The organism is Paraburkholderia sp. HC6.4b (genome assembly GCF_014200875.1).
GTDB lineage: Bacteria > Pseudomonadota > Gammaproteobacteria > Burkholderiales > Burkholderiaceae > Paraburkholderia > Paraburkholderia tuberum.
In genome coordinates, this window is sequence record NZ_JACHDC010000011.1 from 61,584 (window position 1) to 86,597 (window position 25,014).

Genomic DNA, 25,014 nt, shown 5'->3' on the forward strand with positions numbered 1-25,014 from the left:
TTGATTGAGCGTTTATTTCAGCTGGCTTTGCGCGAGCCTCGACTTCAGCAGTTCGTATTTCTCCCGCGACGTATCAGCGAACGCCGCCTCACGACTCGAACGCGTATCGTCGAATGGAATCGGTTCGGCAAACTGGCTGACCGTCAGATCCCATCTGCTGCCGTCGATCAGGTTGTAGAAGTGCGTGCCCCCCGACGTACGCGTCGTCAGAATCTCGCCACCGAAATAGTCCTGCATGATCAGAGACGTAACGCTGCAATGATTCTGCGCGGGATTCGTCGACGACCACGCGTGCGTGGGGCTCGACGTATCGCCGGCCCATACGCGTGCAAGGACGCGGTATAGATCGATGGGCGTCGCAAAGATCTTCGATACGGCAGGCGTCTGTGCTTCCTGTGTCATGGCGGCAATCCTTCGTTCGATGAGCGGAAAAGGTCGTGGAAAACAAAAAGCCCCGTCGTTGCCGGCGGGGCTTTCTGGCGCATGTCGCTGCGAATGATGTCTAGCGGCGTATGCGTATGCGAGTCCCCACAGGCAGTCCCACGCGGGCATGCGCATGATGATGCTTTGCAGTCGGGCGGTATGTGAGGGCTTGCATAGTGAGCGAGTGTGCCTTCGATTGCGCGACGCGTTAACGAATCATCGATAACTGCGTCGCGCTGACCGTGCTTACGACTTCGCGCCGCTCAGGATCGCGAGGCTCGGGCAGTAGTGCGTCGCGCTCAGATACGCGGCCTGCTGCGAGCGCACGCCTGCGCTGCTCGACGTCGGCGGATCGATGAATCCCTGCGCGTTGTTCGATCCCGCAGGTGCCGTCAGCGTCATCGTTACTGGGGATAGAAATGAACGCGGCGCGCGTCGAATCAGGCGTTCGACCGCGGATGGCTTGCGCCGATGTGCTTCAACGCAATTCAACCGCCGGACAGAACCGTGTCCTCGACTTCGTAGCGCTCATTGCCAACTGAAATCAGATTGATGCCGGCATGCTTGCGCGTCAGCGTGTCGCCGGGCATCGGCCGATCGCTCGCGGACGCGGCCGTGCCGACTACCCGGCCGTTGACGCCGAAGAAAATCGCCCGCGTGGCGCCGTCGGGCCAGTAGACCACGACCGTAGTCGATCGATCGCCGTGATGCACGACGCCGAACTTGCACATCGTTTTGGTCTGTCCGTTGCCGCGCTCGCACGGCAACGTGCCGCTCGCGCTGATAGGCGATTCCTTCACGGGCCCGCGGCCGTTCTGCGAGCCGGCCTGAGCGCTTTCAGTCGAAATCGAAATCAGCGTCACGCCTTCCGCTTCGCCGACCACGCGCGCGCGCCGCTGATGCCCGACGATCGCGCGCACGGCGGCGCTGTCGCGCGAGCCCGGACAGCCGACCAGCATCGCCATATGGTCGAGATAGTTCACGGTCGCGGCCGACTCGCCGAGCCGCCGGCATGCATCGCCCGAGTGCGGATAGCCATCGCCGAGCACGACGAACGACGCGGGCCATTCGAACGGTTTCTCCATGCCAGTTGCCTGCGCGGAAGTCGAAGCCCCGGCGGCACCGAATGCAATCGCCGCAAGCGCGGCGCACAGCGCCGAAGCAAAAGACCGGATCGTGCGTCGCATCGAAGTTCTCCTCGGCTTGCTCACGCTCGAGCCGCGCCGGCCGCCAACGCGGCCTGCGCCCGCTGCAGCCACTCGCGATTATGCTCGCGCGCGTGGCGCGGCCAATGTTTGGCGTCCTGCACGATTTCCGCATAGAGCGCGCCGGCGCGGCGGCGGTCCGCATCTTCCGGTTGCGCGGCGAGCCAGTCGGCGAACAGGCAGCGCGGCGCGACGTCGGTCGCGCAGGTCAGCGCCTGTTCGAATGCCGCGCGTGCGCCCGGCGCATTCCGCGCGGCCAGCGTGCGCGCGTTCAGCAGCGCCGGCTCGCCCTGGTTGCGTGCCCGCGGATTGACCGAGAACAGATCCGCCAACGTCGCATCCGCGGCCGTGTAGTCGCCGAGCGCGAACTGCGAGCGCGCGAGACCGAGCAGCAGCGCAGGATCGTTTGCAAATGGGCCGTTCGCCGCGGTCTGGAAATGTTCGAGCGCTTCGCGCGGATTGCCGGCCGCGAGCAAGGCCTCGCCGAGCCGCATCCGATGCTGCACGGTCGGCGCGCGGTCGAAATCGGCGCGCGCTTCACGCAGCGCGCGATTCGGATCGACGAATTGCGTGATCGCCTGCGTGGCCACCCGCGCGCCGCGCGAGTGGCGCAGATCCGGCAGATAGATCGCGAAGAAGTACACGACACTGCCGAGCAGCGGAAAAGCAAACAGAATGAATAGCCAGTAGATGCCCTGGTTATTGCGCATCGCGTGGACGGCGAAGAAGATCGCGATGAAAACGTGAAGACCAATTCCAAAAAAGTAGGGCATATCGATTCAACCTTCGAGCATGAGGAAAAGCGCGCCGCGAGCCCGTCATTGGCGTAACCGGGCCCTAATGCAGCGAACCGACCCGCAGATACGCGAATAGAAGCGACAACGCCACGACGATCACGCCGGTGGCAATGACGAGACGGTTGGCCAACAGTCGGCGCATCGCAAGTCTCCTAGACGAAACTGTAGCGTTCGGAATGGTAGCGGATGCGCGGCACTTTCATTTCGCCGAGCGCCGTTTCGATCGCATCCATCATGGCGTCCGGGCCGCAGATGAAATACTCGTGATCGGCGAACTCGGGCGGGAGATGTCGCCGGAACATCGCGGCGTCGATGCGCCCGACTTCCCCGCTCCAGCCTTCGGGCGGGTCCGACAGCACATAGACGATGCGCAGATCGAGCCGCGCTTTCAGCGCATCGAGCTCCTCGCGGAAAGTCAGCGAGTCCCAAGTCTTGCCGCTGTACAGTAGCACGAGCGGACGTTGGTCGCCGCGATCGGCGAGCGAGCGGATCATGCTCATCATCGGCGTGATGCCGATACCGCCCGCGATCAGCACGTGCATGTCGGTCGGATGCCCGATCGTGAACGCGCCATACGGTCCGTCCAGATACACACGCCGACCTGTTTCGATCGTCTTCACCTGGCTCGTGAAATCGCCGAGATTGCGGATCGTCATTTCGACGCGGCCGTTCGCGGCCTCGGCGCTCGACGAGAACGAAAAAGGATGTCCGGTGATCCTGAACGGGCTGCCCCACACGTTGAGCCAGCCGAACTGGCCGGGCTTGAAGCGAAAGCCAGCGTGGCCGTCGGGCTGCATCACGAGCGTCGTCGTGTCGCCGCGTTCGGCGCGCACTTCCGCGATCCGGTACGGACGCCTGATCATGAAGAGCGGTTTGAACAGACGCACGTACAGCAGCAGCGCTACCCAGAATGCTGTCATGCAGATCCACAGCGTGCGCTTGAACGGATCGGTCAGATAGAAGCCCCAGCCGATCATATGCAGCACGCCGCCGAAGATCGCGACTAACGCGAGCCCGATATGCGACAAATGCCACAGCTCGTAACGAATCTTCAATTGCTTGCGCCATAGCGCGGTGATCACCAGCACGATCACCGAGCCGATCGACAGGAACGCGAACCACGCGCCCCACGGTACCTCGAGCAGCGAGCCGGGCATCGCGACCTTGTCCGAGCGGATCGCGAACAGGATCAGCGGGTGCGCGACGACCAGGCTGACCGCGAGCAGCGACACGCGTCGATGGAAATGATAGATAACGTCCTCGCCCCACGGCTCGGTCACGTGACGAAAGCGCGCGGTGAGGCCGAATTGCAGGCCCATCATCGCGAGTCCGGAATAGCCGAGCGCCACCGAGAATTCGGTGCCGAAGTTGCGCGCGGGCGGGAGCGTGCCGGTCAGCAGCGCAAACAGCGGCGCGAGAATGAACAGTAGATAGATGACCGACCAGACGGCCTTGTGCACGAGATCTCGAGACTGCATCGGTGCTTCTCCATGCCGGGTGCGGCGGTCCCGCTCGCGCTCAGTCCGCGTTTAGACGCAGGTGGTGAGCAGCAGCGCGGGCCCGAACGTGATCACGGTCGCGACCAGCGCCGCGATCAGGGTCCAGACGACGACGGTATGCATGAACGAGCTGATGCGTTCGGGACCGGGGTCGCGGGTCGCGGCGCGATAGCGCCATAGCCAGCCGATCGCGATCAGATGCAGCAGCAGAATGATCGCGAGACTCGCGCGCAGCGGGCCGGTGGGCCACGCGAACGCGCAGCCGATCGCGTGCAGCGCATACAGGATCACGAACGCGAGACACCAGATCGCGAAGCCGACGGCGAGCCACCACAACCGCCGCGGCGAAAGCGGACGCGCATTCATGGTCTGGCTCCCAGCACGGCGACGAGGCTCGGCAGCGCGAGCACGAGTCCAAGCGCGATGATGCCCGTCGCCAGCGTGTAATCGACCCACAGGCGGGTGAGGCGCAGATCGGTCAGGCGTCGCGCGGAAACGAAGCCCGCGCCGACGCGCAGCACGTTGCTGATGAGGAACAACAACCCGACGCCCGCGTGAACTGCGATGTACGTGAGCAGCGCCGCGGCCGTCGCGCCGAGCGCATGCTCGCGCGGATTCGGTGTCACGCCGTTGATCAGCATCACGCAGGCGATGAGCGCGACGATCAGCGCGATCGCGCTCAGCCCGATCGTGCCGTGCGGTTTGCGCTCGGCGGCGGCCGCGCGCAACGAGCCACGCGTGGCGGCTGCGGCGACCGCGAGCGCGACGGCCGCGACGAGCGCGAGCCCGCGGTTCGGGTGCGGCGTCACGGCTGCCGGCCAGTTCGGCGCGGCAATCCACAGGTAGAACGTGCCGAAGATCAGCGAGGTGAACAGCGTGCTGTTCGCGATCAGCGCGCAGATCATCGAAAGCCACGACGGCGAACCGACGACCTCGGTATGCGGCGGCACGCTGACGCCTCGGCCGACCGGCAGCGCGCCGTAATCGCGCGCGTGCCCCGCGCTCTGGCCCGCGTAGATGAAGAGGCCAAACGTCACGAATGCGAATGCGACCGACAGCAGATAGAACTTGAACAGCATCGCGAGCACCGCCGCGGCGGTCACGAGCGCGGTGACGAGCGGCAGATAGGTTGAGTTCGGCAGCACGATCAGCTGTTCGGGCTCGCCCGATGTCATATGCACGCCTAGCGTCTCCTGCCAGCCGTTGCGCGTGAAACCGAGGTAACCCTCGCCGCGCGCCAGAGAGGTCGCTAGCTGGCCAGGGGGCACCTTTTCGGTTTCGGCGTCCATGTGCGGGATCGACGCGAATGCGTACGGCGCGGGCGGAATCGGCATCGCCCATTCGAGCGTGGTCGAATCCCACGGATTGCGTCGCACGCGCTGGCCGAAACGCAGCTGCGCGATGATGTCGATCACGACGAGCGCGAAGCCGATCGTCATCACGAAGCTGCCCACCGACGACAGCAGATTGAGCCAGTTCCAGCCTTCGTCGCCGCTATAGGTGAAGACGCGCCGCGGCATGCCTAGCAGGCCGGTCAGGTGCATCATGAAGAACGTCATGTTGAAGCCGATGAACACGAGCCAGAACGCCGGCACCGAAAGGTTATGCACGGCGGTGCGCCCGGTCAGCAGCGGCAACCAGTAATAGAACGCCGCGAGCATCGGAAACGCGAGCGCGCCGGCCACCACGTAGTGCAGGTGCGCGACGACGAAGTAGGTGTCGTGCGCCTGCCAGTCGAACGGCACGATCGCGAGCATCACGCCGGTCAGGCCGCCGCACGTGAACACGAAGAAGAAGCCGAAGATGTACAGCATCGGCACGTCCCAGCGCGGGCGGCCGTGCGACAGCGTGGCGAGCCACGCGAAGAACTGGATCGCGGTGGGCACCGCGACGATCGCCGAGCCCGCCGAGAAGAAAGCGAGCGCCAGATGTGGAATGCCCACCGTAAACATGTGATGCACCCAGATGCCGAAGCTCAGGAACGCGAGCGCGATGATCGCGACGACGATCGTGCGATAGCCGACGAGCTTGCGGCGCGCGAACACGGGGATCATCGTCGACAGCACGCCGGCCATCGGCAGGAAGATGATGTACACGTCCGGGTGGCCGAACAGCCAGAACAGATGCTGCCACAGCAGCGGATCGCCGCCGCGCGTCGGATCGAAGAACGGCAGGTTGAACGCGCGCTCCACCTCGAGCAGGATCGAGCCGAGAATCAGCGGCGGAAACGCGACGATCATCATCATCGCGGTGACGAGGATGTACCACGCGAAGATCGGCATGCGATCGATCGACATGCCCGGCGCGCGCATCTTGAGGATCGAGACGGTGAGTTCCACCGCGAGCGAAAGCGCTGAAATCTCCACGAACGTGATGCCAAGCAGCCAGATATCGGCATTGAGACCCGGCGTGTAGACGTTCGAGCTGAGCGGCGTGTACATGAACCAGCCGCCGTCCGGCGCGGAGTGCAGGATCAGCGACACGGTCAGGATCGTGCCGCCGAACAGATAGCACCAGTAGCCGTAAGCGGTCAGCCGTGGAAACGCGAGGTCGCGCGCGCCGAGAAACTTCGGCACCAGGTAGACCGCGAAGCTTTCCACCATCGGGATCGCGAACAGGAACAGCATCATCGATCCATGCATCGTGAAGACCTGGTTATAGGTCTCCACATCCATGAAGGCCGCATGCGGCGTCGCGAGCTGCACGCGCGTGAGCATGCCGAGAATCCCGGCGATCGCGAAGAACACAAACGACGTGATCATGATGCGCAAGCCGAGGACGGTATGGTTGACCGAGGTAAGTCTCTGCACGCCTGGTCCGGTGGCCCAGATCGCCGCAAGCTGGCGATGCAGCCGCAGCGCGTTGATGCTCTGTGATGGCGGCTCGACGGGCACACTCATTTCTTCACCTCCCCGTTGGCGGCGGCGTTTTTGACAGCAGCCGGAAAATCTTCCGGACGATCGACGATCACGGTGAAGTGCATCCCCGCGTGACCGATGCCGCAAAACTGGTTGCATTGTCCGGCGTACTGGCCGGGCTGATCGGCCTGGATACGCAGCAGGTTGTGGTGGCCAGGGACCGCGTCGATCTTGCCCGCGAAGCGCGGAATCCAGAATGCGTGCACGACGTCCATGCTGGTCACGACGATGTCGACCGGCGTGCCCGCGGGCAGGTGCAGCACGTTCTCGGTTTCGACGTTGCCGAGTTCCGGATAGCGGAAGGTCCAGCGCCATTGCTGCGCGATCGCCTCGATGCGCGCGGGCGCATGCGCGCGCAGCGGCAGCAGCAATTCGCCCGCGTACAGCGCGTAGCAGATCAACGGGATCAGGATCACTGCCGGCAGCACGAGACCGCCGAGCACGATCCAGCGCGCGGGCGACACGTGCGAGCCCCAGCCGGGCCGGAAGACCGTCATCAAAAACAGTACGAGCACCATCGCGAACAGGATCGCGGCGCCCGCCAGCATCACCCACCACAGCCCGGCGATCGATGCGGCGGCCGGACCCGATGGCTCGAGCGTCGAGAGCGGCCCGGTGCAGCCGGACAACGCGGCGAGCGATCCGGCTTGGACGGCCAGGCGCAAGCAGCTATGATGCTTTGCATCACCAGGCATCCGATGCGAGGGCACACCACCATGGCAAACAAAGGCAATGCTGGAAACGAGACGCGAAGCGAAGTGATGCTCGAGCTGTTGCGGCTCGACAAGGGGTCGGTGGTGGCGCTCGTCGGTCATCCGATTCACGTGATGATGGTGCATTTCCCGATCGCGTTCGTCGTCGCGACGTTGGGCGTCGACGTAATCTACTGGTGGACGGGCGACCCGTTCTGGATTCGCGCCGGCTTGTGGGCCGCCGGCTTCGCGTTCTGGAGCGGCGTGGCTGCGAGCGTGGTCGGTACCGCCGAGCTGCTGCTGGTGCGCGGTATCCGCCTGAAGGAAGCGAGCTGGTCGCATGCGGTCGCCGCGATGACGCTCGTCGCGCTCGCGGGTGCGAACTGGGGCGTGCGCCTTCATTACCCCGATGAGATCCTGCCGCATGGGCTCGTGCTGTCGGTGCTCAGCTCGGTGATGACGGGCTTCGCCGGCTGGCATGGGGGCAAGCTCGTGTTCGATCATGGCGTCGGAATTCTCGTTTCGCCGAAGGAGTGATGCAGCCAGCGGCCAAGTCCACCGGGCTCGAACAGATGCGGGGCCAGCAGGTTCGAGTCGATGTGAGGCTTGGCCAGCACGATCCAGATGATCGCGACGATCACGATCAGATAAGCGATGGTCAGCGCGATCGCCGAGGCACGGCTGAACCTGCCGTCGGGCAGATACAGATCGTGTAGCACGAGGCCGGCCAGCACATGCAGCATCGCCATGATGCCGACGAACACCATCTTCGCGGTGAACCATTCGACGAAGGTGGCCTGCAGAAAAATCAGCGCGGTGCCGCTCGCAATCGCGACGAAAGCGGCGGGCGAGGTCAACTCCACGAACACGAGACGCGTGATGCGGTGCAGCCGGTCGAGTTCGGTGCCCGCCGCGAGCCCGCGGCGCTGCCAGAACAGATACGGCAGCACGATCAAACCGCCCGACCAGACGGCGATCGCGGCCAGATGAATGAACTTCAGCAGGGTCGTCACAGCGCGGGCTCTCTGACGCGCAGGCTTGACCAGACGAGCGAAAGTCCTGCCGCGAGATAAGGGATCATCGCCAGTACCCACATCAACAGTCCGGCGAGCTGCTGGTCGGCGAGCGGGGTGAGCCCCCACGCGGCGGTGGTCGCGAAGTGCGCGACGTAGAGCGGCACCGGCGCGAACACGATCAACGCGCCGAGCAATCCCATATGGCCGATCGTCGCGACGAGCGCCATCAGCGCGGGGCCGGTCGGCAGCGACGGCGAGAAGATGCTGCGCCACATGAGCCATGCACTGCCAAGCAAAGTAATCTGCATCAGCCAGTAGCCGGGTACCGTCGCGAGTCCCCACGCATAAGGCCCAGGCGCATGCCACAGCCAGATGATCACCGCATGAGCGGCGACCACCGGCACGAGCGGCGGATGCGCGAGGCGCGGCAGCGGAAACGCGAGGGCGAGCAGGGGGGCGACGGCAGCGATCAGAATGATGTGATGGGTGACGCGCGCGGAGAACAATGCCGAGGACAACGCGCAGAGCGGCGACACGAACACGAGGGCCATCAATGCGACGGCGCCCCATCCCGCGCGTGCATTCGCCGAGCGGTTGCTGGCCACGAACCATGCGAGCGCCGCGAGCGCGACGAGCAATGGCGGATCCGTATTCCAGCGCAGCCACAAGCTTTCGGGGACAGCCGCGGGACCACAGTAGGCGACAGGAAAATATGGCATGGGCGATGTCTTCAACGAGTCCAGGTGCTTCTTCAGTACACGCAAGCAAACGCGTGACAGATAACGCCTTCGAATTGTCGGGACGGCTCACGATCCAACTGATCGCTCACGTACTCTAGCGCAAATAAACTGTTTAGGGACGGCTATCTGAATCCTGTTAGTTTTTGCGTGACAGAATGTTTTCAATTTTTCACTCGAGGCTTTTGCCGGCTGGATAAAAGCCGGTGTAATGGCGGCGGTAAGATTGCAATGGTGCGGCGCAATACTTCAGGCTGACCTGCCCGGCGTACTATGATGAAATCATGTGACGGAGACCCGCCATGTTTCATGATCCCATCCGAATTCCCGCAATGATCGAATTGACATTGCTTGCGATCGTGCTGATCGTTGTCAGCATCGTACGCGCGAGGCAGCAAAGGAAGCGGGCGCGGAATCGGGCCATGGCGGAGCAGCGAAGCTCTGATAAAACGCGAATGTAATATTCGCGTTTACTGCATCTTTTAATACCTCCGTATTCAGCTATTTTTCTGGTCTTTGTCACTTCTATCGATGGCTTTTCGGCGTGGCGGCAGCCACGCCGGTCGACTTTATAGCGATGGACGCTCCAGTTGGACCCACTGCTGCACGCTGGCGCGCTGCCATTGTTGCGTGGCGTACTCCTTGAGCTTGTGCGGAACGGGATCGCCGTTCAGCACGAGGCGATTGAGCATCAATGCGAGGTCCGTATCGGCGATGCACCACTCGCCGAACAGATTTGGCGAATTGGCCGTAAGCAATGCATCGGCGGCGGCGAAGAGTTTTTGTGCCGCTTCTTGTGCGCTGGCGGAAAGCGGGCCGCCGCGCGATCCGTAGAAAATGACTTCGGTGGAACGCTCCTGGCGAACCGGTAGCAGATCGCTGCGCAGCCAGGCCTGCAGTTGGCGCGCTCGCGCGCGCAGACGCCGATCTTGAGGATAGACCGGGGTGTCCGGGAAAGTCTCTTCGAGGTACTCGGTGATCGCCGACGACTCGGATAACGCAAAGTCTTCGTGTATCAGGGTCGGCACGCGCCGCGTCAATGAGCGGGCCGCATAGTCGGTGGCGTGATTCGCCTTGTTCGCGAGATCGACGGTCGAAAGGTCGAACGGCAAGCGCTTCTCGCGAAGCGTCACGAAGACGGACATCGCGTAGGGGCTTGCGAATTGGGCGTCGGCGTAGAGGTGAAAGGGCGGGTGTGCCACAGGGGTCCGTTTTCGTTAGTCATCGATGTCGAGCTTCGAATACTAGCTGCTCGTCGCGCGCCGTGCAGCCTTTCACCAGTGCGGATTGGCCATCTCGCACGCGAGCAGGCAGCCTAACGCCGACACGGTGCCGACCGCGCCGAGACCAAATCCTACGGCAAGGTTCTCCGCCGTCGTTGCGCAACCCTGCAGCAGCGTTATCGACGTCAGCAGCGACGCGAGAAAAAGACGATACCGAAGTCGCGAAGAAGATGTGCGTCGTGGTGACATGATATGTTCGGCGTGAAGGGCGCTCTTTCAGCGCATCAGCGTACGAGCATAGCGGTCCGCCATTTGTCGCATTCACCCGAGTAGCGGCCCACAAGCGTCAGACCTTACGAGCTCTTGCGAGGCGCCGGGCCGCGCTCGAATCGGTCGCCGGGCAGCGATACGGGGTGAACGCCTCGTCAGTTTTTCGACCGGTATTGCAACTGCAGAACAATATCGCGCGAGGGGCTTCAAAAAAATAATCAGGCTGATACAATGGCGCCCCTCTGCCCAGGTGGCGAAATTGGTAGACGCACTATCTTGAGGGGGTAGCGCCGAAAGGCGTGTGGGTTCAAATCCCGCCCTGGGCACCATTTCGAATCGTCGATTCGAATCTTCAAGCGCTTCGCGCTTTCTTCAGACAACGGCGGCCGTATCAGACCATCGCGTTGTCTCCGCTTCTGCGCTCAGAACTCGTTCCGATAGGCAAATAGCCCCGGAAGACCGCCGCTCATCACGAATAGAATTTTCTGTCCGGTACTGTACTTCCCGTTGCTCACGTTTTCCACAAGACCCGCAAATGCTTTGCCGCTATACACGGGATCGAGCAACAGACCTTCCGTCGATGCCATCAGCCGAACAGCCGTGCGCATGTTATCGGTTGGAATGCCATAGCCGGGTCCGAGCTGCGCTTCGTCGATCGAGATCGCGTCATCACTCACGCTTAGGCCCGGGTCGATCAGCCGGACCGTCTGATTCGCCTTATCCAAAGTAACCGTGTGCGCGTGGCCAGCGTTCCCATACACCGTGAATGCTGCAATACGCGACGGATCCAGGCTCAGCGCAATAAAACCCGCGACCAGCCCCGCATGCATGCCGCCGCTTCCATTCGGCACCACGACGCGATCGAAGGCCACGTTTTGCGCTTGCGATTGCGCGACGATTTCAGCTGCGCAGTCCGCGTAGCCGAGACAACCGACCGGGCTCGAACCGCCCAACGGACACACATAGACGTTACGGCCCTGCGCTCGCAACTCGTTCGCGCGTTCCTCGGCGAATTGCAATGCGTTGGCCGTGCCGGGAAGATCATGCACGCGCGCATCGAATAGCGCATCGAGCAGCACGTTGCCGTTCTCCATGTAGTCGTGGTCGAAACGTGGCACGGTTCTCGTCAGCACCAGCTCGCATTGAAGCCCGACGCGAGCCGCCGCGGCAGCCGTGAGGCGCGCATGATTCGATTGCCGCGCGCCGACGGTAACGATGGTGTCCGCGCCGCGCGCGAGCGCTTCGCCAATCAGGAATTCGAGCTTGCGCAACTTGTTGCCGCCGCCACCTAGTCCCGTCAGATCTTCTCTTTTGACGTAGATATCCGCCCCGCCGAGGCGAGCGCTCAGGCGCGCAAGGTGCTGAATTGGCGTCGGGCCTTCGAGAAGCGCATGGCGCGGAAACTTTGATAAATCGAGGCGGTGCGATGAGGCGGAGTTCATGGTCGTGTGCGGGCGATTGAGTTGAAAGAGACGTTTCCATTCATTTGACTGACGCAAAGTTCTCTTTGACTCGAGTGCTCAATGCGTCAACGTCCGTATCCCGGCCAGTAGTCCATCAACTTCGGCGTCGGTGGTCAGATAGCTGACCGATGCGCGTGCGATCTGTTTCAGCCCTCTGCTAGTCATATCGAACGGCGTGTACGCGACGCCATTCGAGCCGATCGTGATGCCCTGTGCCGCCAACGCGCCTCGCACCGACATGGCATCGAGTCCGGCGACGTTGAACGACACCAGACCGGATCGTTCGACACCCTGGTCGAGCACCCACACGCCCTCCATCGCGGCCAACCGCTCGCGCAATGTCTGCGCGGTCCGGTCGATCTGCGCGCGGATGTTGTCGATGCCGATTTCCAGCGCTTCGTCCAATGCATTCGCCAATCCGCAATGCAGTGCAAGCGACGCTTCCGATGATTCGAAACGCACGGCATCGTCGCGCAGTACAGGGTCGCCATTGGCGTCGAGCGGCGCGGAATACGTGTCGACGAAGGCCGGCGTCAAGCGGGACAGAAAATCTCGCCGGACGTATAGCAGCCCGGTGCCGCGCGGTCCACGCAGTGCCTTGCGGCCCGCGCCGGCCAGCACATCGCAGCCGACTTCGACGACGTCGATCGGAAGCTGTCCGACCGCCTGCGCCGCATCGATGAAATACGGAATGCCGTGACGGCGTGCTATCTGCCCAATCGCGGCGGCCGGATTGATCAGTCCGCCATTGGCCGGCAGCCACGTCAGCGCAATCAGTCGGACCCGGTCGTCGAGCATCGCTTCGAGCGCGCGAGGATCGACCCTGCCGCTCTCATCGGAAGGAATCGTCTCTATCGATGCGCCCGCGCACTGCGCCAGAAGACGCATCGTCGCGAGATTGCCGCCCCATTCGTGCCGCGCAACGAGGATGCGTTGCCCCTCGCGCCACGGACCCAATGCCGCGAAAGCAGCGCCCCAGCCCGGCGAGTTGCCAGTCGTCAACGCGATCTCGGTGGGCTGAGCGTTCAGCAGTCGCGCGGCGAGCGTGCGCGCCCGTTCGGTCTGTTCGCGGGCAGCCGCGCCCGCTTCCATGGGTCCCATCGAGGCTTCGCGCAACAGATGCGCGTGAATCGCTTCGAGCGTGGCGGCCGACGGCAGCGACGCGCCCGCATGATTGAAGTGCGTGGTACTGCGCACACCGGGTGTGCGGGCGCGTATTGCGTCGATGACAGCGGGCGACAGCGGAGAAGACATTGGCGGCTCCGAGTGTGTGAGTTGAATTCAGACGTTCTGCAAGGCGACACCCGCTTCGACTTCGACGGCGACCCCTGCCGGCAGCGACGCAACATCCACCGCGCTGCGCGCGTGACGGCCGGCGTGCTCGCGATGAACACGTTCAGGCGCACGATGCGTGCCACGCGCTCGAGCCGGTCGCCCGTCGCCGCGACGACACCAACCCTTACCCTCCAGCTTCATTCCTGCCACGCCTCTCCTTCCGGATACCAGTACCTGTCCAGCGTCCCTTCCAGCATCTCGATGCTATACCCGGCCCTTTGCGGCGGCATATAGTGCCCGTTGCGGATCGCGACGGGATCCACGAAATGCTCATGCAAATGATCGACGTATTCGAGCACGCGATTCTCGAGCGACGCCGACACGCAGATATAGTCGAACAGCGAAATATGCTGCACGTACTCGCACAAGCCGACACCACCTGCATGCGGGCACACCGGCACACCAAACTTCGCGGCCATCAGCAGTACGACGATCACTTCGTTGAGTCCGCCGAGCCGGCAACTGTCGATCTGGCAGAAGTCGATGGCTTGCGCCTGCAGCAGTTGCTTGAACATCACGCGATTGTGGCAATGCTCGCCGGTTGCGACGCCAATCGAACCGAGCCGCCGGCGAATCGCCGCATGACCGAGGATGTCGTCGGGACTCGTGGGCTCCTCGATCCACCACGGGTCGAACTCAGCGAGACGGCGCATGTTCGCGATCGCCTCATCGACGTCCCACACCTGGTTCGCGTCCATCATCAGCTTCCGGTTCTCGCCGATCTCTTCGCGCAGAATGCGCGCGCGCCGTACGTCTTCCTCCAGATCGCCGCCGACCTTCTGCTTGAAATGCGTCCATCCCTGCGCGACGCCTTCGCGCGCGAGACGGCGAATCTTGTCGTCGTCGTAACCGAGCCAGCCCGCCGATGTCGTATAGGCCGGATAGCCGTGCGCGAGCATTTCCTTTTCACGCTCGCCCTTGGTCTTCGCATGACGATGCAGCATCGCGAGTGCTTCGTGCGGCGTGATTGCATCAGTCACGTAGCGAAAGTCGAGGCAGCGCACGAGTTCTTCCGGGCTCATGTCGACCAGCAGCTTCCAGACCGGCTTGCCGACGGATTTCGCCCACAGGTCCCACACCGCGTTGACGACCGCCGCGGTGGCAAGATGAATCGCACCTTTGTCCGGGCCGATCCAGCGCAGTTGGCTATCCGAAGTAAATGCGCGCCAGAAAGCGCCCATATTTGCAGCGATATCTTCGAGCTTCTTGCCGACGATCAACGGCGTGAGTGCATTCACGGCAGTCACGCAGATTTCATTGCCGCGGCCAATCGTGAACGTGAGGCCGTGGCCGGTGAGATTCGGCGTGTCGGTTTCGAGCGTGACGTAAGTGGCGGAGTAGTCCGGCGCGGCATTCATCGCGTCGGAGCCGTCCAGCGAACGTGAGGTGGGGAACCGGATGTCCCGAACGGACAGCCTTGTGATCGTTGTCATCTGCGCACCCTCCGGGCTATGGCTATCGGCTTGTCGTCCGCGGACGCAGACGGATCGGTTTCGTGCGCACATTCTCTGTGTGCGCGTTCCTGCTGCGCGTACGGGTAAGCCCGGAGTTGCCAGATACCAGGCATCCCTAGCTATTTCCAGGCATTTGTACGCGTTGACAACGCGGCATTCACTTTCTAGCATGCTAGCATGTCTTCTCGAAATCAGGGCCTTCGTGAATTCCTCGACCGAACTTGAGAATGCCGCCGGAGACCCGTATGTCGCACTGCAAAAAGTCGGCGGCGGCGAGCGCGGCAGCTTGACCGACGCGGTCGAGGCGGCGTTGCGAGAAGCGATTGTTACGTTGGCGTTGGAACCCGGCATGATGATCGACAAGATGGCCGTGTGCGAACGCATGGGGGTGTCGCGCTTTCCGGTGTCGTCCGCGTTGGCGAGGCTTGCGCATGCGGGTCTCGTCGAGGTTTTGCCGCAACGCGGCACGCGCGTCAAACCGATCGCGCTCGACGACATCCGCCAGCATCTGTTCATCCGCAGCGCACTGGAAGTCGAGACGGTGCGTGGGGTCGCGCTGATGCACGACACGGCGACGCTCGACGCATTGGCAAGCAATCTCGATCAGCAGCGCAGTCTGGCTGGAAGTGGCGAACGTCTGGCATTTCACGCGCTCGATCTGGCTTTCCATGAAATCCTGCTCGACGCGGTGAAGCTGCCGCGCGTGAAGGAGATCGTCGCGGTGTCGCGCAATGCGCTGGACCGCGCGAGACAATTGCTCGCGAGTCCAGAACGGCTCACGCATACGCTGGAAGAGCACGAGAGCATCTTCAAGGCCCTTTGCGCCGGCGACGGCGATGCGGCCGCGAAAGCGATGCACGATCATCTCGACCAGGTCGTCGCCGAATTGCAGCGGTCCGCAAAAGAGCGGCCCGACCTGTTCGCGCCTTGAATGAAAGCTGGAATGAAAGCCGTTGTTCAAGCCGTAAAAAGCTCCACCGTAACAACGTTGGTGATATAGGCAGCCGTCGACAGATCAGCACATGAACCCACTCATTTCCGTCAACAATCTTTGCAAGAGCTTTCCGGGCGTAAGAGCGCTTCATGACGTCCGGTTCGAACTCATGGCCGGCGAGGTCCATGCGCTGATGGGCGAGAACGGCGCGGGCAAGTCGACGCTGATGAAAATTCTCGCCGGCGTCTATACGCGCGATTCCGGCGAAATTCTCTTCGACGGCAAGCCCGTCGATTTTCAAGGTCCGCGCGACGCGCAAGCTGTCGGCATCGGCATCATTCATCAGGAACTGCAACTGATGAATCATCTGAGCATCGCGCAGAACATCTTTATCGGCCGTGAGCCGCGCAAGGGTCTGGGTCTCTTTCTCGATGAAGACAAACTGAATGCACAGGCGAGCGAGATCCTCGCCCGCATGCACGTGAAACTCGATCCGCGCACGATGGTCGGCACGTTGACTGTCGCGAGTCAGCAGATGGTCGAGATCGCGAAAGCACTGTCTTTCGATTCGCGCGTGCTGATCATGGACGAACCCACGTCCGCGCTCAACGATGCCGAGATCGCCGAGCTGTTCCGGATCATCCGTCAATTGAGAGAGCGCGGCGTCGGGGTCGTCTATATCTCGCACAAGATGGACGAGTTGAAGCAGATCACCGATCGCGTGACCGTGATGCGCGACGGTGAGTATGTGGCCACCGTGCCGACCGAGGGCACCGCCGTCGAGACGATCATCGGCATGATGGTCGGACGCACGCTGGGCGACGTGACGCCGGTCGAGAGCGCGCCGGTGAAAGGCGAACTCGCGCTCGAAGTGAGAAATCTCGTCGCAGGTCCGCTCGTGCGCGACGTCAGTTTCGAATTGCGCAAGGGCGAAATACTCGGTTTCGCAGGCTTGATGGGCGCGGGCCGCACAGAGGTCGCGCGCGCGGTGTTCGGCGCCGATCCGGTCGAATCGGGGGAGATACTCGTGAAAGGCGTGAAGGCGTCGATCAAGAGGCCCAGTGATGCGGTCAAGCGCGGCATCGGCTACCTGTCCGAAGATCGCAAGCGCTTCGGTCTCGCTACGGGAATGGATGTCGAATCGAACATCGTGATGGCCGATCTCGGCAAGTTCCTGTCAATCAATATGTTTCTGCGCCGCGGGCAGATTCGCAAAAGAGCGCAGCACTTCATCAAGCTGCTTGCGATTCGCACGCCTTCGGCGACGCAGCAGGTGCGGCTCCTGTCGGGCGGCAATCAACAGAAGATCGTGATCGCGAAATGGCTCGAGCGCGATTGCGACGTACTGTTCTTCGATGAACCGACGCGCGGCATCGACGTCGGCGCGAAAAGCGAAATCTACAAGCTGCTGCGCTCGCTGGCGGCGCAAGGCAAGGCGATCGTGATGATCTCCTCCGAGCTGCCGGAAGTTCTGCGCATGAGCGACCGCATCGTCGTGATGTGCGAAGGCCGCATTACCGGCGAGCTGTCCGCCAGCGAAGCGACGCAGGAGCGCATCATGCATCTCGCGACGCTGCGCGAAACCCTGAAAACGGTACAAGCCTGAAGAGGTCTACGACATGACATTGCGAACGGATACCGCGGCGCTGGACAACGAAAGGCGCACTTCCGGGCTGAAAGCCCGAATTTTCGCGCCGACCGCCGTGCAAAAGATGCTCGCGTTCGCGAGCCTCATCCTGTTGCTGGTGTTCTTCAGCTTCGCATCGCCGGCCTTCATGCAGATTGACAACATTCTCGGCATTTTTCAGGCGACAGCTGTGAACGGCGTGCTGGCGATTGCCGCCACGTTCGTGATCATTACGGGCGGCATCGATCTGTCGGTCGGTACGTTGATGACATTTACCGCCGTGATTTGCGGCGTGTTTCTCACGTACTGGCATCTGCCGATGTGGATGGGCGTGCTCGCGGCACTCGCGACGGGCGCGGTATGCGGCACGGTATCGGGCACGCTGACCGCCAAAATGAAGATCCCGCCATTCATCGCGACGCTCGGCATGATGATGCTGCTCAAAGGTCTTTCACTCGTCGTGTCGGCGGACAAGCCGATTTATTTCACCGATACCGAGAACTTCTACCGCATTTCCCAGGATTCGCTGATCGGCTATTTCCTGCCGGGCGTGCCGATTCCGAATGCGGTACTGATCCTGTTCTTTCTCGCGATCGTCAGTTCTATTACGCTCAATCGCACCGCGCTTGGCCGCTATACGTTCGCACTCGGCAGCAATGAGGAAGCGGTGCGGCTCTCGGGGGTCAATGTCGATCGCTGGAAGATCGCGATTTACGGCGTGGGCGGCGCGATCTGCGGCATCGCGGGTCTGCTGATCGCGTCGCGGCTCAATTCGGCGCAGCCGGCGCTCGGTCAAGGCTACGAGCTCGATGCGATCGCGGCGGTCGTGATCGGCGGCACGTCGTTGAGCGGCGGTTCGGGAACGATACTCGGCACCATCATCGGCGCTTTCATCATGAGCGTGCTGACCAACGGACTGCGCATCATGTCGGTCGCGCAGGAGTGGCAGATCGTCGTGACCGGTTTGATCATCATTCTGGCGGTGTATGCGGACATCCTGCGGCGCAGCCGGAGAAGTTGACGCAGGAGCAGAAGCAGCAAATAAGCAGGGAACGCAGGAGCAGGAGAGAGAGGGCACGTGAAGGCTCCCTCGAACGCTCGATAGCGGCTTGATAGCCCAACCATTGGAGGAGGCCCCATGTTGAAGAGAAGACTGATCGGTATCGTGGTCGGTGTCGGTGCGCTCGTCGGCGGAAGTAGTCTCGCGTATGCGGACGAGCCGTATATTCCGCTTATTTCGAAAGGCTTCCAGCATCAGTTCTGGCAAGCCGTCAAATCGGGCGCCGAGCAGTCCGCGAAAGCGAACAACGTCAGGATCACGTTCGAGGGACCGGAAACGGAAGCGATGGTCGATAAGCAGATCGACATGCTGTCGGCCGCGCTCGCGAAGAAGCCGCAGGCGCTCGGCATCGCGGCGCTCGACAGTAAGGCGGCCATCCCCTTGCTCAAGCGCGCCCAGAACGAAAAGATTCCGGTGATTGCATTCGACTCGGGCGTCGACAGCGATATTCCGTTGACGACCTGCTCGACGGACAACGTCGCCGCCGCCGCGCTCGCCGCCGACAAGATGGCCGCGCTGATCGGCAATTCCGGCGAAGTCGGCGTGATCGTGCACGACCAGACGAGCCGCACCGGTGTCGATCGCCGCGACGGTTTCGTCAATCAGATCAAGTCGAAGCATCCGAACATCAAGATCGTGTCCGTGCAATACGGCGCCGGCGATCACCTGAAGTCCGCGGAAATCGCCAAGACCATGATCCAGGCGAATCCGAACCTGAAGGGTATCTTCGGTGCAAACGAAGGTTCCGCGGAAGGCGCGGCGATCGGCGTCAAGGAATCGGGCAAGAAACTCGTGCTGATCGGCTTCGACTCCGGCAAGGAGCAGAAGGAGAACATCATGTCGGGCTTGATGGCCGGCGCGATTACGCAGAATCCGGTCGGTATCGGCAAATGCACGGTCGACTCGGCGGTCAAGGCGCTGCACGGCGAGAAGCTGCCGAAGAAGATCGACACCGGTTTTTACTGGTACGACAAGACCAACATGAACGATCCGAAGATCGCAGCCGTGCTTTACGACTAAGCGAGGCCGGCGATCGCGACTCGGCAAGCCGAGGCTGCGACAATCATCAAAGAGGGAGAGCCACGATCTTCCTCTTTTTTTATTGCCGTTCCGCAACTTCGGAATCGCGCTATATCGAGCGGTCCGTTGCGCCGCAACAACATGTAATCCGAACGCTCGTACTCGATCGAGCAAGTCGGGATTCGGGCTCATGCAGGGCTTTTGATCCACGGCTGCCGGTCATTTCACGCCATTGCATGCATTAATCTGATACTTTATGTTGATGTAATCGCTGCACGAGCCGTCCATTCGCATGCCGATTCGGACCCACCCACCGTCGAATGCGCAGGTCATGGCTTTTACCGAACCAAGGTCTCCATTTTCCAGGTGGGTCGTGTCCTCGGCCCAGAACCTGAGTCCGGACAACCGGCAGATTCTGCTTGCCAACCTGTTCACGCGAACCGCATCGATCGTTTTCGCGTCGATTTGCGAAATCAGCGTATGCGCAACCGCGTATTATCTTTATCCGATTCCTCTATATGCCGCGTGGGGCATTGCGGTCGTCGCATTGCTGATCGCGCGGCTCACGCTGATCTGGTTATGCCGCACGCGGGCAGCCCTTGGGCTGCCCACGCCGACTTCCGCGTTTATTTTCGCGAGTCTGTTGTGGAGCGCGTTATTCGGGTTTGGCACATTCCTGTGCAATATCAGCGGAAGTCCCACGCTTTTTCTGCTTGGAAACGTCTGTGCGGTCGGTGTGATCGGCGGATTGTCCGGACGCAATGCGGGCACGCCGCGGCTTGCGTTATTGCAGATCGTTTTTATTCTCGGCTTTCTGAGTGTCGGCGCGGCGATGTCGCCGGGCAATGGCAAGCTCGTGCTGCTATTTCAGGCTCCGTTTTGCGCGGCCGGCTTCTTCACGGTCGCGCTGCGCAGTAATCGCGACACCGTTGCGTTGCTGCTCGCGCGGGAAAACAGTCATCGCCTCGCGCGCCAGGATAGCCTGACCGGTTTGCCGAATCGCGCGCGTATCAACGAGCTGCTGATCGAACGCACCGGCGAGAGTTCGACGCGGCAGGGCGAGGCGTTCGCGGTGCTGCTGATCGACCTCGACGGCTTCAAGGCGATCAACGACAGTCTCGGTCATGCCGCCGGCGACCAGATTCTGCAGGAAGCGGCCTCCCGTTTGCGCGATCTGCTGCCGAGCGGCGACCACGTTGGCCGCCTGGCGGGCGACGAGTTCGTCGCGATTTCGGACGACGCCGGGCAGCTTCGCGACGTGCGCGTGCTGGCCGATCGCATCGTCAGAACGCTGGCGCGGCCGTTCGTGTTGAGCGAAGCGCTCGTGCATATCGGCGCGAGCGTCGGCATCGCGCTCTATCCCGAACATGCGAAAACGGGTCCGCAATTGCTGGTCTGCGCGGACCGCGCGTTGTACGGCGTCAAGCGCAGCGGCAAAAGCGCGTTTGCGATTTTCGATGCCGAGAAGCACGTATCCGACGAAAGCCTGAGCCTGCTGCGCAGCGACCTCGAAGGCGCGCTGAAGTCGTTCGATGGTTTGCGCATGGAGTATCAGCCGATCATCGATCTGCATACCGGCGCGGTAGCGGGCCGCGAGGCGCTGATTCGCTGGGCCCATCCGACGCGCGGCGAGTTGTCGCCGTCCGCGTTCATTCCGACCGCCGAGCGCACCGGCCTGGTCCTCGCGTTGGGTGAATGGGTGCTGCTGCAATCGTGCATGGCGGCGTCGGCGTGGCGCGACAAGGTGATCGTCGCGGTCAATGTATCGCCGGTGCAATTGCGCGAGGAATCGTTCGCATCGACGGTGACGGCAATACTTCGGAAAACGAGGCTGCCGCCGACGCGGCTCAATCTCGAGGTCACGGAAACGGCACTGCTGAACGACGACGAAGTGACTCGCCGCAATATCACCAGATTGCGCGCATTGGGTATCGGGCTGGCGCTCGACGACTTCGGCACCGGCTTTTCGACGATGTCCACGCTCGTGCGCTTCTCGTTCGACAAGCTGAAGATCGACAGTTCGTTCGTCCGCGAGTCCGTGCATCGGCGCGAATCGGCGGCCGTGGTGCGCGGCATCGTCGCGCTGGCGCGCGAGATCGGCATGCCGACCACGGCCGAGGGCATCGAAACCCAGGAGCAGCTCAATTTCGTGCGCGTATGCGGTTGCACGCATGCGCAGGGTTATCTGCTCGGCAAGCCGATGTGCAACGAAGAAATCGAGCAGTGCGAAGCGGTGCTCGACGCGCGTGTCGCCGACAAGGCCGCGCCTGCGGACTTTTGATATCCGTTACCGATGCGATCGAGGTCGTGATGTCGTCTCCCTTGCAATTTCAACTGCGAATCACCGCGTCGATGGAACTCGCCAACTCGCTGCGCGCGGACCCTTCGTGCGCCGCGCATCCAGCGCTACGTGCCATTTTGCAAACGCATCACGCAACGCTCAAATGCCAGTTCGATGCATTCGCCGACTACGTGAGCGAAGCGCAGAGAATGGGCATCGAGAACTACCCGCTTTATCAATGGACACGGCAAACCATCGAGAACCCGGAGAAGAAAGCGAAGTACCTGCAGTCGTTCACGCTCCATGTGAATGGCGACGAAGTCTATGACAAGGACGTCGCCGATGCCCTCGAGGCCGGCTTGTCGAAGCTGATCGACGCGAACGGTATTGTTCGCGTGTCACGGTACGACACGAATCCCGGAAACAATCCGCAGCCGCCCGCGCGCGTGTGAGGTAGCCGCTTAAATTTCAGTCCGAAAGCTTCATGGTCAAGCGGTTTAACATTTGAGGACATGCCGCGAAGTTCGTGAGACGATGCAATTTCATTTATTTTTGTGGGAGTGCGACATGGGACTTCTGGACGAAGTGGGCAAGATTGCCGGTGCGGTTGCCGCCGTTGAAGCCGCGGAGAAAGTCGATCCGCAAGCGGGTCTGCTGACCAAAGGCGTGGCCGCTATCGCCGGTTTCGAAGGCGCTGGAAAGCTGGAATCGCTGGTGGAAAAGAAAGAAGAAGAGAAGCAGGACGACGCCGACAACGCTCAAGCCACGGACGATACAAGCTCCCAGACCTGAACGGACGTCAAGCGGATTGCCGGTTGCATGCGCGCGATCGAATCACGCGCTGCACCGGCAATCTGTTTTTATAGACCTTTCGATATCGAACCCTCCTTCCGCTATTCGCCCGATCTTTCATCGGGCTGTCATCGCCGTCCGGCTACGATCGTCCGTCACTTTCCGTCCGCGCTCGCCCCGCGGGGCGTTGTTTTGCGCTGGCATTCTTCCACCTGAACAACCATACCGGACATGTCGAACAGAAAAATCGTCAAGACAACGCCTGCCGATGAGCACGGCGCATCGATCGTCTCGCGTCGCGGCTTTCTGAAGTTCGCCGGCGCATCGAGTCTCGCGACGGCGGCGGGCGCGCTCGCATCGACCGCGCGCGGCGCCAATAGCGGCACACCCGATGGCACGCCCGAACAGATCCATCTGACCTGGGGCAGCGATCCGACGAGCGAAATTACCGTGTCGTGGTCGTCGCTCGCGCCCGCGGTCAATCCGCAGGTGCGCATAAGCGGCGCCAATAACGGGGACCACGCGAAACATACGGTGCACGCGGTGCAAAGCACGTACACCGACGGCCTCAACGGCGAGGTCGTATTCAACTATCACGCGCGCGTGCGCGAGTTGAAGGCCGACACGAGCTATCAGTACGAAGTGACGGCCGATAACGACGGCAATGCAGCGCAACCCTTCACCGCGAGTTTTCGTACCGCGCCGCGCGGCCGCGCGCCGTTTCGCTGGACGAGCTACGGCGATCTCGCGACGCCGAATACGAACTGGGTGCTGTCGTCGCCGCAAAGCCGCTTCGCGGTGGCGGCCGTCGAGCGCTTTCAGCCGCTCTTCCATCTGCTGAACGGTGACCTCTGCTATGCGAATCTGAATCCGACGCAGCAGCCCGAGGTGTGGCGCGACTTCGGCAACAACGCGCAGACGTCGGCGTCGAACCGGCCGTGGATGCCGTGTCCCGGCAATCACGAGCTCGAATTCAACAACGGCGAGCAGGGCCTTGCGTCGTATCTGTCGCGCTACGTGCTGCCCGATAATCACACGCGTTTTCCGGGCCGCTGGTACAGCTTCCGCGTCGGCTCGGTGCTGTTCATTTCGCTCGATGCGGACGACGTCGTCTATCAGGATGCCGCCGCTTTCGTCGCCGGGCCCGCGCCGCTGACGCCGGTCGCGAGTACCGGCAATCCGCCGATTCCGGCGGGCACGTCGCTGTACGTACGCGGCTATAGCAATGGCGAGCAGACACGCTGGCTCGAAAAAGTGCTGCAGCATGCGTCGCACGATAACGACGTGGACTGGATCATCGTGCAGATGCATCAGGACGCGCTCAGCTCGTCGAAGACCGGCAATGGTTCCGACAAGGGCATTCGCGAAGCGTGGCTGCCGCTGTTCGATCGCTATGGTGTGGACCTCGTGCTGTGCGGTCACGATCACGACTACGAGCGCAGCTATCCGGTGCGCGGTTGCAATCACAACAAGGGCACCGACATCGCGACGGGGCACCCGGTCGATACGTTGCAGCCCAAGCCGATCATGTCGGCGGTATCGGCGGGTGCATCGACGTTCGATACGAGCCACGGCACGATCCACCTGATTCTCGGCGGCGGCGGCACGAGCGCGCCGCTCGACGTGTACGGCGTCGATACCGGCACGGGCCTGCCGCAGGCGCGCATCTTCACGAAGCCGAATCGCCCGGTGCCGTCGACGACCGCGGGCACGTTCGTGCGCGCGAGCGCCGACGCGGTCGAAGACGCAATCTGGTCCGCCCAACGCGACACCGGCACCGGCTACGGCATCGCGGTGTTCGACTACGATCCGGGGCAGCGCGGCGGCGACACCACGATCACGATGAACTACTACCATGCGCCGGGCGCGGATCAGACGCCGACACCGGAATACGATCTGTTCGAGACGATCGAATTGAAGAAGAAGCGGCGCGGGTAGAAGGATAGATTTGATTGACTGATCGGCATTCAATTTTCAGGGGCCGCTCATCACGAGCGGCCCTTGTTTTTGTGCGCCCAGCATGGGCGCATTCCTGCGGGTGCAAAGTCCCGCCATAAGCTGGTCACGGCGAATGAAGTGAAGCGCAACTGCACGAGGGCGACCGAGTGTGGAAAGGAAGGGTGGAGCGTAAATTGCGAGCCGATGAACAAGAACTGCATAGAAGGCGCTGCTGAGCAGGGCGAGCGGGCAAGACGCCGCGAAGCTCTTGTGACCAAGGCGAAGCGGCCTAAATGCGGCGGTTGTGCGATGAAGGAGTGCGTTCTTACC

At 62.2% G+C, this 25,014-nt stretch carries 24 protein-coding genes, 1 tRNA gene and 1 pseudogene; 10 read left to right on the forward strand and 16 right to left on the reverse strand.

The window, feature by feature from the left end; all coding sequences use genetic code 11:
- Window positions 1-12: 12 nt before the first annotated feature.
- From HDG34_RS17945 to coxB, 8 genes are all read right to left on the reverse strand, one after another.
- The gene (locus tag HDG34_RS17945; RefSeq protein WP_184061533.1) at window positions 13-402 is read right to left on the reverse strand and encodes a hypothetical protein; all 390 of its coding nucleotides are present in this window, start codon (window positions 400-402) and stop codon (window positions 13-15) included.
- Between the two features lie 267 nt (window positions 403-669).
- Window positions 670-825 carry a hypothetical protein gene (locus tag HDG34_RS17950; protein WP_184061682.1) on the reverse strand — a complete coding sequence of 52 codons (156 nt, stop codon included), beginning with the start codon at window positions 823-825 and terminating at the stop codon, window positions 670-672.
- A gap of 86 nt (window positions 826-911) precedes the next feature.
- Window positions 912-1,610, reverse strand: a complete 699-nt coding sequence (locus HDG34_RS17955) for a hypothetical protein (RefSeq protein ID WP_184061534.1) — start codon at window positions 1,608-1,610, stop codon at window positions 912-914.
- 20 nt (window positions 1,611-1,630) lie between these two features.
- Entirely contained in the window at window positions 1,631-2,401 is a 771-nt protein-coding gene (locus tag HDG34_RS17960) for a tetratricopeptide repeat protein (RefSeq protein WP_184061535.1), read from the reverse strand.
- A gap of 176 nt (window positions 2,402-2,577) precedes the next feature.
- On the reverse strand, window positions 2,578-3,903 hold the full coding sequence (locus HDG34_RS17965) for a ferric reductase-like transmembrane domain-containing protein (RefSeq protein ID WP_184061536.1): 1,326 nt from the start codon (window positions 3,901-3,903) through the stop codon (window positions 2,578-2,580).
- 51 nt (window positions 3,904-3,954) lie between these two features.
- Window positions 3,955-4,290 (reverse strand): hypothetical protein, encoded by a 336-nt coding sequence (locus tag HDG34_RS17970; RefSeq protein ID WP_184055744.1) that lies wholly within the window; start codon window positions 4,288-4,290, stop codon window positions 3,955-3,957.
- A complete protein-coding gene (gene ctaD, locus HDG34_RS17975) occupies window positions 4,287-6,824 on the reverse strand; it encodes a cytochrome c oxidase subunit I (protein ID WP_184061537.1) in 2,538 nt (845 codons plus the stop codon). Before ctaD ends, HDG34_RS17970 begins: the two co-directional genes overlap by 4 nt.
- Window positions 6,821-7,507 (reverse strand): cytochrome c oxidase subunit II, encoded by a 687-nt coding sequence (gene coxB, locus HDG34_RS17980; protein WP_090807672.1) that lies wholly within the window; start codon window positions 7,505-7,507, stop codon window positions 6,821-6,823. The genes ctaD and coxB overlap by 4 nt, the downstream gene beginning before the upstream one ends.
- A 51-nt stretch (window positions 7,508-7,558) precedes the next feature.
- Between coxB and HDG34_RS17985 the strand changes: the two genes are divergently transcribed.
- Window positions 7,559-8,071, forward strand: coding sequence for a DUF2231 domain-containing protein (locus HDG34_RS17985; RefSeq protein ID WP_184061538.1), 513 nt, complete (start codon window positions 7,559-7,561; stop codon window positions 8,069-8,071).
- Here HDG34_RS17985 and HDG34_RS17990 read toward each other — a convergent pair.
- The 4 genes from HDG34_RS17990 to HDG34_RS18005 form a co-directional block, all read right to left on the reverse strand.
- Window positions 8,035-8,547, reverse strand: coding sequence for a CopD family protein (locus tag HDG34_RS17990; protein ID WP_184040088.1), 513 nt, complete (start codon window positions 8,545-8,547; stop codon window positions 8,035-8,037). The two genes, HDG34_RS17985 and HDG34_RS17990, sit on opposite strands and share 37 nt — an antisense overlap.
- Complete coding sequence (locus HDG34_RS17995) at window positions 8,544-9,269, reverse strand: cytochrome c oxidase assembly protein (protein ID WP_260321208.1); 726 nt, start codon at window positions 9,267-9,269, stop codon at window positions 8,544-8,546. Before HDG34_RS17995 ends, HDG34_RS17990 begins: the two co-directional genes overlap by 4 nt.
- A 587-nt stretch (window positions 9,270-9,856) precedes the next feature.
- The gene (yfcF, locus tag HDG34_RS18000; RefSeq protein ID WP_184061539.1) at window positions 9,857-10,489 is read right to left on the reverse strand and encodes a glutathione transferase; all 633 of its coding nucleotides are present in this window, start codon (window positions 10,487-10,489) and stop codon (window positions 9,857-9,859) included.
- 72 nt (window positions 10,490-10,561) lie between these two features.
- On the reverse strand, window positions 10,562-10,759 hold the full coding sequence (locus HDG34_RS18005; RefSeq protein WP_162634082.1) for a hypothetical protein: 198 nt from the start codon (window positions 10,757-10,759) through the stop codon (window positions 10,562-10,564).
- 265 nt (window positions 10,760-11,024) lie between these two features.
- Between HDG34_RS18005 and HDG34_RS18010 the strand changes: the two genes are divergently transcribed.
- A tRNA-Leu gene (locus HDG34_RS18010) sits at window positions 11,025-11,109 on the forward strand.
- A 93-nt stretch (window positions 11,110-11,202) separates the two neighbouring features.
- Here HDG34_RS18010 and HDG34_RS18015 read toward each other — a convergent pair.
- From HDG34_RS18015 to HDG34_RS18025, 4 genes and pseudogenes are all read right to left on the reverse strand, one after another.
- Window positions 11,203-12,222, reverse strand: coding sequence for a D-cysteine desulfhydrase family protein (locus HDG34_RS18015; RefSeq protein ID WP_184061540.1), 1,020 nt, complete (start codon window positions 12,220-12,222; stop codon window positions 11,203-11,205).
- A 78-nt stretch (window positions 12,223-12,300) separates the two neighbouring features.
- Complete coding sequence (locus tag HDG34_RS18020; protein ID WP_184061541.1) at window positions 12,301-13,497, reverse strand: aminotransferase class V-fold PLP-dependent enzyme; 1,197 nt, start codon at window positions 13,495-13,497, stop codon at window positions 12,301-12,303.
- A 27-nt stretch (window positions 13,498-13,524) separates the two neighbouring features.
- A pseudogene (locus HDG34_RS39215) lies at window positions 13,525-13,694 on the reverse strand (RidA family protein); the annotation flags it as partial.
- A 21-nt stretch (window positions 13,695-13,715) separates the two neighbouring features.
- A complete protein-coding gene (locus HDG34_RS18025) occupies window positions 13,716-15,011 on the reverse strand; it encodes an L-fuconate dehydratase (protein ID WP_184061542.1) in 1,296 nt (431 codons plus the stop codon).
- Between the two features lie 190 nt (window positions 15,012-15,201).
- Here HDG34_RS18025 and HDG34_RS18030 point away from each other — a divergent pair, with 190 nt between their 5' ends.
- From HDG34_RS18030 to HDG34_RS18065, 8 genes are all read left to right on the forward strand, one after another.
- Window positions 15,202-15,963, forward strand: a complete 762-nt coding sequence (locus HDG34_RS18030) for a GntR family transcriptional regulator (RefSeq protein ID WP_184061543.1) — start codon at window positions 15,202-15,204, stop codon at window positions 15,961-15,963.
- Window positions 15,964-16,054: 91 nt separating this feature from the next.
- Window positions 16,055-17,572: a sugar ABC transporter ATP-binding protein gene (locus HDG34_RS18035; protein ID WP_090807657.1), complete on the forward strand. Its 1,518-nt coding sequence runs from the start codon at window positions 16,055-16,057 to the stop codon at window positions 17,570-17,572.
- A 13-nt stretch (window positions 17,573-17,585) separates the two neighbouring features.
- On the forward strand, window positions 17,586-18,614 hold the full coding sequence (locus HDG34_RS18040; protein WP_184061544.1) for an ABC transporter permease: 1,029 nt from the start codon (window positions 17,586-17,588) through the stop codon (window positions 18,612-18,614).
- 117 nt (window positions 18,615-18,731) lie between these two features.
- Entirely contained in the window at window positions 18,732-19,673 is a 942-nt protein-coding gene (locus HDG34_RS18045) for an ABC transporter substrate-binding protein (RefSeq protein WP_090807654.1), read from the forward strand.
- A 331-nt stretch (window positions 19,674-20,004) separates the two neighbouring features.
- Complete coding sequence (locus HDG34_RS18050) at window positions 20,005-21,954, forward strand: bifunctional diguanylate cyclase/phosphodiesterase (RefSeq protein WP_184061545.1); 1,950 nt, start codon at window positions 20,005-20,007, stop codon at window positions 21,952-21,954.
- Window positions 21,955-21,983: 29 nt separating this feature from the next.
- On the forward strand, window positions 21,984-22,406 hold the full coding sequence (locus HDG34_RS18055) for a hypothetical protein (protein ID WP_184061546.1): 423 nt from the start codon (window positions 21,984-21,986) through the stop codon (window positions 22,404-22,406).
- A 115-nt stretch (window positions 22,407-22,521) separates the two neighbouring features.
- On the forward strand, window positions 22,522-22,746 hold the full coding sequence (locus HDG34_RS18060) for a hypothetical protein (RefSeq protein WP_184061547.1): 225 nt from the start codon (window positions 22,522-22,524) through the stop codon (window positions 22,744-22,746).
- Window positions 22,747-22,977: 231 nt separating this feature from the next.
- The gene (locus tag HDG34_RS18065) at window positions 22,978-24,684 is read left to right on the forward strand and encodes a fibronectin type III domain-containing protein (protein ID WP_184061548.1); all 1,707 of its coding nucleotides are present in this window, start codon (window positions 22,978-22,980) and stop codon (window positions 24,682-24,684) included.
- The last annotated feature ends 330 nt before the right edge of the window (window positions 24,685-25,014 follow it).